The organism is Thalassococcus sp. BH17M4-6, assembly GCF_049323015.1.
In the GTDB taxonomy this organism is placed as follows: domain Bacteria; phylum Pseudomonadota; class Alphaproteobacteria; order Rhodobacterales; family Rhodobacteraceae; genus Puniceibacterium.
The window spans coordinates 50,039-61,257 of record NZ_JBMPGU010000019.1; the positions used below are offsets into that span (position 1 = coordinate 50,039).

The 11,219-nt window shown below is 65.3% G+C and carries 10 protein-coding genes; all 10 read left to right on the top strand.

Features of this window, described 5'->3' with window-relative positions; all coding sequences use genetic code 11:
• The first annotated feature begins 18 nt into the window (after window positions 1-18).
• Window positions 19-1,239, top strand: coding sequence for a tryptophan synthase subunit beta (trpB, locus tag ACOXXX_RS19740; protein ID WP_422828342.1), 1,221 nt, complete (start codon window positions 19-21; stop codon window positions 1,237-1,239).
• 15 nt (window positions 1,240-1,254) lie between these two features.
• A complete protein-coding gene (locus tag ACOXXX_RS19745) occupies window positions 1,255-1,863 on the top strand; it encodes a LysE family translocator (RefSeq protein ID WP_422828343.1) in 609 nt (202 codons plus the stop codon).
• A gap of 154 nt (window positions 1,864-2,017) precedes the next feature.
• Window positions 2,018-3,442, top strand: coding sequence for an anthranilate synthase component I family protein (locus tag ACOXXX_RS19750; protein WP_422828344.1), 1,425 nt, complete (start codon window positions 2,018-2,020; stop codon window positions 3,440-3,442).
• Between the two features lie 2 nt (window positions 3,443-3,444).
• Window positions 3,445-4,095, top strand: coding sequence for an anthranilate synthase component II (locus ACOXXX_RS19755; RefSeq protein WP_422828345.1), 651 nt, complete (start codon window positions 3,445-3,447; stop codon window positions 4,093-4,095).
• Window positions 4,096-4,386: 291 nt separating this feature from the next.
• Window positions 4,387-4,641 carry an acyl carrier protein gene (locus tag ACOXXX_RS19760; RefSeq protein WP_422828347.1) on the top strand — a complete coding sequence of 85 codons (255 nt, stop codon included), beginning with the start codon at window positions 4,387-4,389 and terminating at the stop codon, window positions 4,639-4,641.
• A gap of 43 nt (window positions 4,642-4,684) precedes the next feature.
• Complete coding sequence (locus ACOXXX_RS19765; RefSeq protein WP_422828348.1) at window positions 4,685-6,148, top strand: class I adenylate-forming enzyme family protein; 1,464 nt, start codon at window positions 4,685-4,687, stop codon at window positions 6,146-6,148.
• 37 nt (window positions 6,149-6,185) lie between these two features.
• Window positions 6,186-7,421 carry an SDR family oxidoreductase gene (locus ACOXXX_RS19770; RefSeq protein WP_422828349.1) on the top strand — a complete coding sequence of 412 codons (1,236 nt, stop codon included), beginning with the start codon at window positions 6,186-6,188 and terminating at the stop codon, window positions 7,419-7,421.
• Window positions 7,418-8,503, top strand: coding sequence for a hypothetical protein (locus ACOXXX_RS19775; protein ID WP_422828350.1), 1,086 nt, complete (start codon window positions 7,418-7,420; stop codon window positions 8,501-8,503). The genes ACOXXX_RS19770 and ACOXXX_RS19775 overlap by 4 nt, the downstream gene beginning before the upstream one ends.
• The gene (locus ACOXXX_RS19780) at window positions 8,500-9,846 is read left to right on the top strand and encodes an aldehyde dehydrogenase family protein (RefSeq protein ID WP_422828351.1); all 1,347 of its coding nucleotides are present in this window, start codon (window positions 8,500-8,502) and stop codon (window positions 9,844-9,846) included. The genes ACOXXX_RS19775 and ACOXXX_RS19780 overlap by 4 nt, the downstream gene beginning before the upstream one ends.
• A gap of 48 nt (window positions 9,847-9,894) precedes the next feature.
• On the top strand, window positions 9,895-10,887 hold the full coding sequence (locus ACOXXX_RS19785; protein WP_422828352.1) for an NADPH:quinone reductase: 993 nt from the start codon (window positions 9,895-9,897) through the stop codon (window positions 10,885-10,887).
• Window positions 10,888-11,219: the final 332 nt, after the last annotated feature.

Sequence of the window (11,219 nt, forward strand, 5' to 3'; positions counted from 1 at the left end):
ACTCAAGGGAGACACCAAATGAACATCAGAGCTGAAACCACCGACGGTCAACTTGCCGTCCTCGCGCCCGACGCAAAGGGCTTTTTCGGCGAATGGGGCGGGCCCATCGAAGACCCGCGCATCGCCGCCCTGCTGGCCGAAATCTCGGACGCTTTCGACAAATGCGTCGACGACCCGCAATTCCAGGCCGAGCTGATGATGCTGCGCAAGCACTACGTCGGCCGCCCCAGCCCCGTCTACCACGCCCGCAACCTGTCGCCCGAAGGCGGCGCGCAGATTTACCTCAAGCGTGAGGATCTGAACCACACCGGCGCGCACAAGATCAACCACTGCATCGGTGAGGTACTGCTGGCCAAGCGCATGGGCAAGAAGCGCGTGCTGGCGGAAACCGGTGCCGGACAGCACGGCGTCGCCCTGGCCACCGCCTGCGCGCTCTTGGACATGGAATGCGAAATCCACATGGGCACCGTGGACATCGCCAAGGAACACCCCAACGTGTCGCGGATGAAGATCCTGGGCTGCGATCTGGTGCCGGTGTCGATGGGCACGGCCACGCTCAAGGACGCGGTCGACAGCGCCTTCATCTCGTACATGAAGGACCCCGAAAACACCTTCTTCGCCATCGGGTCGGTCACCGGCCCCGCGCCCTACCCCCGTATGGTGCAGTCGTTCCAGTCGATCATCGGCAAGGAAGCACGCCAGCAGTTCACCGAAATGACCGGCGGCCTGCCGACCGAAGTGGCGGCCTGCGTCGGCGGCGGGTCGAATGCCATCGGCCTTTTCTCGGGCTTTCTGGACGCGCCCGAGGTGCAGCTTGTGGGCATCGAACCCGCGGGCAAGGGTCTGGATACCAAGGAACACGCCGCCACGCTCACCCTGGGCAAGCCCGGCGTCATGCACGGGTTCCGCTGCTACTACCTTCAGGAAGAAGACGGCGAGCCGTCGCCGGTCCATTCCATTGCCTCGGGCCTCGATTACCCCGGCGTCGGGCCGCAGCACTGCCACCTCAAGGACATGGGCCTTGCCCGCTACGAAAGCGCAACCGACCAGGAAACCTTTGACGCCTTCATGGCGCTCTCGCGCAGCGAAGGCATCATTCCGGCGCTCGAAAGCGCGCATGCGGTGGCCTATGCCATCCGTCAGGCGCCCAAGATGTCCCCTGACCAGTCGATCCTGCTGAACCTCAGCGGGCGCGGCGACAAGGACATTGATTTCGTCATCGACACCCTGAAACTCTGAGCGAAAGGAACGGTCATGAGCCCCGAGTTCCTCCTTACCGCGCTGATCGTCTGCATCTCTCCCGGGACGGGCGTGGTCTATACCCTCGCCTGTGCCATCTCGGGGGGGCGCAGGGCGGCCTTCGCCGCCGCGGTGGGGGGAACGCTGGGCACCCTGCCGCACCTTGCGGCGGCGGTGCTGGGGCTTGTGGCCGTCCTTCAGACCAGCCCCGCGCTTTTCAGCCTGCTGAAATACGCGGGCGCCTGCTACCTCGTCTATCTGGCCTGGCAGACGTTGAAGGACCGCAGCCGTTTCGAGGTCGGCACCGAAGACACTGCCAGTTTCACCGCGATCGTGATGCGGGGGGTTCTGATCAACATCCTGAATCCGAAGCTGTCGATGTTCTTTCTGGCCTTCCTGCCGCAGTTTATCGGCCCGGACAGCCTGTCACCCACCCTCGACATGCTGCTGCTGGGGGTCTTCTTCACCCTGATCACCTTTGCGGTTTTCATCGTCTACGGGCTGGGCGCGTCCTTCGCGCGGCAGCGCATCCTGAACCAGCCCGGCACGCTCAGCGCCATGCGCTACGGCTTTGCCGCCTGTTTCATGGGATTGGGCGCGCGCCTGCTTTTTGCCACGGCCTAGGTTCCTCCCCCAAGGCCCCCCTGGGCCCGGAGCGGCGGCAGCGCTGCTCCGGGCCTTTTTGCCGCCCCGGGCCTGCCCGATACAGGCCTGATCTTGACAGTCCGGCCGCTTTGCCCGACCACCGCGCCACGCAACCTAAAAGCGAACACTTCCGATGACGCCAGCCAGCCCGCCGCCGATGACACTCGACTGGATGCCCCACAGCCCGCAAGAGATGGTGCTGGGCCATGACATCGACCTGCTCGAGCTGTTCTGGCGGGTGAAGCAAAGCCACGCGGTGTGCTATCTGTTTGAATCCGTGTCGCATCCGCGCCATCAGGACCGATTTCACGTTCTTGGCTTTGCTCCGGCGGTCGAACTTTTGGCGCGCGACGATACGCTGACCCTTACGGGCTGCCCCGACACGATCGCGCAGATGACCGGCCAAAGGGTGGCGGAACTGCGGATCGACGGCATAAACCCTTACACCCACATCGCGCAGTTGCGCATGGATCGCGGCTGCCGCTCGCATCAGGGCGGGCTGATCGGATTTTTCAGCCACGAGGCGATGAACTATTTCGAACCCGCCGTCGATCTGGCCGAACATCCCGATTTCGCAACCTTCCGGCTGGGGCTGTACCTGGACGGTCTGATCCTCGACACCGTCACGCAATCGCTCAGCTACTACACCTTCGGTGCCGACCGGTCAGACGAGGTCCGCGCGATGATCGCGCAGATGGACGGCACCGCAGGCGGCGCGGTCACGACCCGTTACCGTGGCGACTCCGAAACCCGCGACAGCTTTCTGCAAAAGGTGGCCGACACCCAGCAGAAGATCTTTCAGGGCTATTCCTTCCAGGCCGAGGTGGGGATGAAATCCCGCTTTGACGTGGCGGGCGACAAGTTCACGCTCTACCGCCACCTGCGCGAGGTGAACCCGAGCCCCTACATGTACTACCTGCAATTCGGCCAGCAGGAGCTCTTTGGCGCCAGCCCCGAGATCCTGATCAGCAGCAAGAGCGGGCGCGTCCTGACCACCCCCACCGCGGGCACGATCCACCGTGGCAAGGACGCGTCCGAGGACGTGATCCTGGCCCGGAAGCTGCTGTCCGATCCCAAGGAAATCGCCGAACACAACATGCTGGTCGACCTGCACCGCAACGACATTTCCATGGTCTGCCAGCCTGGCACCGTGGTGGTCGAGGATCTGATGTACCTGATCAAGTTCAGCCATGTGCAGCACATCGTGTCGAACGTCGTGGGGGTGCAGGCGCGGGGCAAGACCGCCTTTGACGTTCTGCGCTGCATCCTGCCCGGCGGCGTCGTGACCGGCGCGCCCAAGATCGAGACGGTCAAGATCATCCAAAGAAACGAGGCACAGCCGCGTGGCCCATACGGCGGGGCTGTCGGGCGCTTTGCGTTCAACGGCGATTGCGATTTCTGCATGCCGATCCGCAGCCTGTTCTGCAACGGCGACGACTGTTTCGCCCAGACCTCGGCCGGGGTGGTCTACGACAGTGACCCCGCGCATGAATACCAGGAGGTGCAGCGCAAGCTGGCGGCGATGCGCACCACCCTCGCCGCATTCGGGGCAGACTGACCATGACCGATCAACCGTTCCGCATCCTGCTGATCGACAACTTCGATTCCTTCACCTTCAATCTCGTGCACATGCTCGAGGAAAACCCGGCCTGCACCTTGACGGTGATGCGCAACGACGACGATTTCCTGCCTCTGGTCGCGCGCGGCGATTTCGACGGCGCGATCATCGGGCCGGGGCCGGGCAGCGCCGAAGACCCCCGCTATTTCGGGCGCAACGCAGATCTGATCCTGACCCACGGCGGACGCGGCCTGCCGATCCTGGGCGTCTGCCTGGGCTTCCAGGGCATCTTTCACGTCTTCGGCGGCAGGCTGAAACAGGCCGCCATGCCGGTCCATGGCAAGACCAGCCGCCTTGACCTGCGCGCCGCCGATCCGGTGCTGGACGGCATCCCCCAAGGCGCGCAGGTGATGCGCTATCATTCGATCCTGGCCGATACCGACGCGGGCATTCCCGACGTGATCGACGCGACATCCTACACCCTGCCCGATCCGGATTTCGCCGCCAACGGGGCAGAGCTTATGTCACTGCGCCATCGCAGCCTGCCCATCTTTGGCGTGCAGTTTCATCCCGAAAGCTTTGGAACCCATTTCGGCCGGCGCATGGTCGACAATTTCTGCCAGATCGTGACCCACGCCGCCGTCCGCGACTGACCCCCAAGCCGCATCTTCGATTCGTGAAGAGACCCCGGCCCGGGGCCTGAGTTTTCATTCTGCCCGCGAATCCGGCAATTCGGCGGACCCTGGCAAGACTGGCACCAAATCGCTCCCGAAAGGAATAGCCGGGTCGATATCAATATCCCACCGAATATGACGTACTGTCACAGAATAATTCTCAATATGGTATTTTTTCGCGCCCCTTAATCCCGCTCTGGTTGTCGTTGACACGTGCTTTGCAACAGCCCTAATTAATTCCTATCCGCTGGACCTATTGAGGCAAGGAATATGGGAAACACGACAATCTCGGACGACTGGATCAAGGACCGCATCGCAGAGCTGGTCGCTTATCCTGTTGATAAAATTGACGATGATACACGCCTTCGCGATGATGTCGGCCTCGATTCCAGCGACATGATGTTTATTCAGCTGGGCATCGAAAAGGAAATCGGCGCGCCGCTGCAATATGACGATGAATTGCAGATCCACACATTCCGCGATCTCATGAACGCCATCGAACAGACTTTGCTTCAGCCTGTATAAATACTGCCGTCATCCGAATATCGAATATATGGAAAATCCGAATATGACCTACTTTCCCTCAATTCCACACGCCTTGAAATACGCGATCCAGAAACACGCCAACCGGATCATTCTTCAGGACGCCGACGGACCGGTCTGCTTCGGCGCGCTTGCGCGAATTTCCGACGGCATCGCCGCCGGGCTGCGCCGGGCGGGCGTGGGGTCGGGCGACCGGGTCGTGATCAGCATGACCGCCTCGCGCTGGACCTGGGCCAGCTTCTGGGCGATCTGGAAACTGGGCGCCGTGCCCGTCGCCATCGGCGATCTGGACGGCGACCAGCTGCGCCAGACGCTGGGCCGCGCCGGGGCCAAGGCGCATGTCTTCAACGCCGACCGGCTGGACAAGATCAGCGCCGCCTATCACGGCGACCTGCCGCTGGTGCCGCTTTTTGCGGATGACGACTGCGGCACCGCCGCCACCAACCTGCGCACCCTGTCCTGCGACGACACGATCTGGACCACCCCGGGGCCCGACGACGTCGCCTCGATCGTGTTCTCGTCGGGCACCACGGGCCTGCCCAAGGGGATCGTGCACACCCAACGCAGCCTGCTGACCGCCGCCGACAACACCGCCGCCAGCTTTGGCCTGATGCCCGGCGACAAGGTGCTGTCGGTCAACCAGATCTACCACGTCTGGAGCCAGGTCGCCGTGATCCTGACCGGCAGCCTGACCGCCTGCCACTCCGTGCTGACCAGCTTTTCCTACCCCGAAACGCTGCAGATGCTCGAAGAGAACGGCATCATGCTGATGCACGCGCCGCCGCCGGTCCTGTCGGCACTGGCCGCGGGCGACATCCGGTCTTTCGATCTGAGCACGCTGCGCCGGATCATCACCGGCGGCGCACCCGCCAACGTCGCCGCGATCACCAAGATCGTCGACAGCCATCCGCAGATCGAGGTGCGCAACGGCTACGGGTGTTCGGAATACATTCTGGCCACGATGGACCAGCCGGGCACCGCACTGACCCCGCCGGGATCTTCGGGCGCCAAGGTGCCGATGGTCGACGTCAAGATCGTCAAGCCCGATGCCAGCGGCAAGGGCGAGATTGCAGTGCGCGCGCCGTCGATGATGCGCGGCTATCTCGACGATCCCGAAACCACCGCCAAGTCTTTCTCGGGCGACTATTTCCTGACCGGCGATCTGGGCAGTTTCGAGGACGGGCAGCTTTACGTCTCAGGGCGGCTCAAGGACATCGTGATCGTGAACGGTGAAAACGTCGTCCCGACCGAAGTCGAGATTGCGGTCAACGCCTTTCCCGGCGTGGTGAAAAGCGCGGCCTACGGCATGCCCCACCCCGCCACCGGAGAGGCCATCCGCATCAAGGTCGTGCCCGCCCAGGGGGTCGAGATCGACCAGATCGGGCTGCTGGCGCACCTGCGCGGGCAGCTGTCGAAAAACAAGGTGCCGCGAGCCATCGAGTTCGTGGACGCCATCGCCGAAACCGCCACCGGCAAGATCATTCGCTAAGGGCGGGCCACCGCTGCAATCAGGACGGACTGGACAGATGCAAACACTGATCTCAACAGGACAGAAACGCGCCGTGACGCTGCAAATGCTGCAGCAGGGCGCGCCCGAGGTCGATGCGAAGATCGCGGCGGATGCGGCCCTGGGGCGCGACATCGTCTATGCCCCCGCCCCCGCCGCCGCCCCCGTGCAGCACGTGGTGCTGACCGGAGCCACCGGGTTCCTGGGCGTGCACGTGCTGGCCGCACTCCTGCAAAGCGGCGGCCCGCGCGTCACCTGCCTGACCCGGGGCCGCGACGATGCAGAGGCCGAAGCACGGGTTCTGGCGGCGCTGAAGGACACGGGTGCGCCCATCGCCAACCTGTCGCGGCTGCGCGTGCTGGCCCATGACCTGAGCCGGTCGCTGCAGGACACGCCCGGCCTCTTGCCGCGCATCGCCCAGGCCGACACGATCATCAACTGTGCCGCCCGGGTGAATTTCACCGACCGCTACATGCAGGCGCGCGGCGCCAACGTGCTGTCGGTGCGCCACCTGCTGCATCTGGCCAGCCTCGGCATGCGAATGCACCATGTCTCGACCGTGGCGGTGTTCTCGCCCGCTGCCTTTGCCGGGGCCGAGGTGACCGAGGACACGCCGCCCCGGATCGCCGCATTCGGCGCGGCGCAGGGCTATGCCCAGACCAAGCTGGCGGCAGAGCTGATGCTGCAAGAAGCCGCAGAGAACGGGTTGCAGACCACGATCTACCGCCCCGGGCTGATCGGCTGGGACAGCCGCACCGGGCACGGCAATCACGCGGATTTCCTCACGCATTTCATCACCGGGTCGATCCGCGTCGGCGCGCTGCCCGACATCGGCATCCGTCTGTCCATCGCGCCTGTGGACTACGTCGCCGGCGCCATTGTCGGTACGGCGCTGCAGGGCGGGGCCGACATTCCGGCACTGCATCTGGTCGGAGAGTCGGCGCTGAGCATGGCGGATCTCGCGCAGCACCTCACCGCCGCAGGACCGCCCGTCGCGCGTGTTCCCTACGAGGACTGGCTGGCCCGCATCGACGCGGATGCGCAAAGCCCGCTGCGCCCGCTGGCCCTTCTGCTGCCGCCGAACTTTCCCGACGACCCCGCCGCGCGCGTGCCCAGCCTGCTTGACGGTATGGCGGCGGACTCCGGCCCGCACCTCAGCGATCACCAGACCCGCGCGGGCCTGCCCGGCACAGGCGTTCCCGGCACCGGCGGCGACCTCAACTTTTCCACATTCCTGAAAAGAGCGACGACATGACCCAAGGCACCCCTTCGCACCCGGACGCGCTTCTGGAATATGCCCGCGACTGCCACGACCTGTGCAGCTTTCACCGCGAACGCATGACCCGCGCGGGCCTGCCTTCGGCCAGCAGCATCGGCAGCTTTGCCGACGTGCCGCTTCTGACCTCGGCCGAGGTCAGCTCTGCCGGGCCGCAGGCGATCCTGGCCGATGCGCTGGCCGACGCGATCCGCGACGGCAGCGCCGTCCGCTTCGCCGAACCCGACCGCATCGTGCGCATCTCTCAGACCAGTTCCAGTTCCGGCAATGCGCCCAAGCTGTCGATGTACACCCAGTCCGACTGGATCGCCTATCGCGATACCCTGCCCCGAATGATGGCAGGCACCGATCCGGCGGGGTTTGCGCGGGTCTTCAACTGCTTCGCCTCGACCCATTCCGCCGGGCGTTTCATCAACGACGCCTTCCCGCTGCTCGGATCGCTGGTGCTGAACCGGCACCACACCGCCGTCACCCCCGAAGAGGTGATCACCCAGCTCAGCCTCGGTTTCAGCACGCTGGGGGATTTCACCTGCCTTGCCGCCCCGCCCTTCAGCCCCGGCGTCGTGTCCAAGGGCGCGTCGATCGCGGACCTGCTGGAGCATGATTTCGACAACGTCATCGGGCGGACCATCCGCACGGTGATCACCGCCGGGGCCGCGACCTCGGGCGATTTCGACCTGCGCGAACAGCTGGACGAGGCGACCGACATGGCCGGGAAACCGCCCATCCAGATCGTTGAATGGTACGGCGCGGCCGAGGTCGGCATCGCCGCCGTCCGCTGCCAGCACGGCGGGCTGCACCTGACCGGCGGGCCCGTGCATACCGAAGTCGTGGACCCCGAAACCTGGCGACCGGTCGCAAACGGCGCACGCGGGCTGGTCGTGGCCACCGCCCTGCGTTCGGGCAGCCGCTACCTGCGCTACGTCGTGGGGGACGAGGCGACGGTCCACACCGGCCCCTGCACCTGCGGCCTGACCACGCCCCGGCTGACCGACATCGCACGGTTCGAAGACATGGCGCGCCTGCAACGCGGCTGCGCCTCGACCGAGGTGGCGCTATGAACCAGATGATGCCCCCCGTCGCGGCTGGGCGCCACGACATCGCCGCGATCATCGGTAACCGGGTTCAGCCGGTCCGCGACAGCTTTGACTTCGACGGCTGGACCATCCCCGCCGCCACGTCGCGCGACATCGCGATGGCGCTGAAATCCGCCCGCAATCGCCCCGCCAACGACCTGTCCCGCGTGGTCGAGGTGCTGGCCCAGGTGGGCCGCGATGCCGACTGGATCACCGACGCCGACATGGACCTGATTTCCGCCCGCGTCGGCTGCACCCGGTCCTACCTGGGCGAGTCGATGGCGCGCCTCAACGCCTGGCTGGCCGAAATCCCGGCGTTCGTCGCCCGGCTCGGCACGCCCGGACCCGACGGCTACCGCACCGATACCGGCCTTTGGCGTGGCGGGCTCAGTACGACGCTGGTGCTGGCCGGGGATGCCAGCGCCCTCGGGCCGCTCGCGCTCAGCCACATGCTGCTGTCCGGGTCCCGCACAATCGCCAAGGGCAGCAAATACGAACCGCTGGCCCCCACGCTCTTTCTGCGCAGGCTGATGGAGTACGGCCTGCAAGTCCCCGATCTGCTTTATATCGACACAGCCGCCGAGGACGCCACAACGCTCACCGCGCGGCTGATCGGCAACACCGCGCAATCGGTGATCTATGGCGCCGATGCGACCCTGCAGACGATCTACGGCTCCGCCGAGGTGGCGATGACCCACAAGAAGATCGCCTTCCTGTCTGGCCGGTCGGGCGCGGTGGTGCTGGACGATGCCGATCCCGAAACCGCCGCGCGCATCGTGCTGAAAGGCGTGGCCGAGGATCGCGGCAACCGCTGCTATTCCACCAAGAAGGTCTTTGTGCCGCAGGCGATGATGCCCGCCTTTCTGGGCCACCTGACCCGACAGGCCGACGCCCTGACTCGTGGCGCGCCGGAACATCCGGCGACCGATATCGGTCGGCTGGCCAGCGATGGCCGCCGCGTGACCGACATGAAGATCGGCGGATCCAAGGTCCTCTACGACACCGACATCCTGGTGGTCGAGGCCGGAGATGACGACGCGCTGCTGCTTGAGGAGATGCCCTATCCGGTCTGCGCGGTACGGCCCTACGGCGACGACGAGGATCCGGTGGCGCTCTTCAACCGCTCCTCGCAGGAACGGCAGGGCCACACGGCGCTGGCTGTCAGCGTCATCACCCAAGACGCCGCCCTGTTCGAAACCGCGGCCCGCAGCCTCAACGCCACCAAGGTACTGCACAGCAAACCCACCATCGATATCGACCACCACACCTCTCACCAGGGTCTCTACCTTTTCCGCGAATTGATGCGGTTCAAAGAGATCTGTGCCTGACCATCCGCCCGTCCTCCCCCCGGGTGCCCAACACGCTGGAGTTTCAAGATGATCGCCGCCTTTTACATGCAGACCGGCCAGGCCAATGCCGTCCTCGCCGTGGATGAATTCGACGCCCGCCTGCCTGGCCCGGGCGAGGTGCGCGTACGGATCGTCCACTCCGGCATCAACCCGGCCGATGTGAAACGGCGCGCGGGCGAAACCGGGCGCAACAAGATGTTTCCCATCGTCATCCCGCATTCCGACGGCTACGGCTATGTCGAGGCGGTGGGCCAAGGCGTGACAGACCGGAAGGCCGGTGACCTGGTGTGGCTTTGGAACGCCCAGTGGAAACGCCCCTTCGGCACAGCGGCAGAATATTCGGTCCTGCCCGCCAGCCAGACCGTGCCCGTGCCCGACACCCTGCCCGAGGGCCAGCGGGACATCTGCGCAGCCCTCGGCGTGCCCGCCCTCACCGGTCACCGGTCGGTGTCGGTGCTGGGGGACGTGCACGACCAGACCGTGCTGGTGCAGGGCGGCGGCGGCATGGTGGGCCAATTCGCCATCCAGTTCCTCAAACGCCGCGGCGCGCGCGTGCTGGCCAGCGTCAGTGACGACGCCAAGGCCGCCGCCGCGACTGCCGCCGGGGCCGATCATACGCTGCGCTACACCGACCCCGACTATCTCGATGCCTTCCGCGCCGAGGGCGGCAAGGCCGGGTTCGACGCGGCGATTGACCTCAACTTCGGGGCCAACTGCGCCGATTACACCAAATACGTCCGCAAGCATGGCCGCGTGGTCGTCGTCGGCTCGGTCGAGGATATGTTCCCCCGCGTGCCGGTGCTGATGTTCCAGGTCCACGGCTTGACGGTGCATTTCATCTCGGGCTCGGAACAGCCCTGCGATTTCCGCGAACAGGCGATCGGAGAGATCACCGACGGCCTGTCGGATGGCTGGCTCAAGGGTAATATCCAGGACCGCTTCACGCTCGACAACATCATCGCCGCGCACGAGGCGGTCGAGAAGGGCGGCCTTTACGGCAAGATAATCGTCGAGGTGTAAAGCAAGTAGCGAAGGGCCTGAAACAGTCCTGAGCGAACTACGAGCCAAGCACCCGGCGCGGACTCAAGGCCAAGCCGCCGCGCCAGAATGCCCAAGGTCCGCTCAAGCACAGTCGCGCGCGTTTCAACCCTTCTGCATCCCGCTCTGGCGCCGCCCCGCGCGACGCCCGGACATGGAAAAGCCCGCCCCGTTGAGGGACGGGCTTTCGCCGCTTTTGCAGTTCAAAAATGCCGGGCGATGCCCCCTAGAACAGGCCCTCGATGAGGCCGTCGTCGTTGAGGCGGATGGATTCGGAGGCGGGGGTGCGGGGCAGGCCGGGCATGGTCATGATC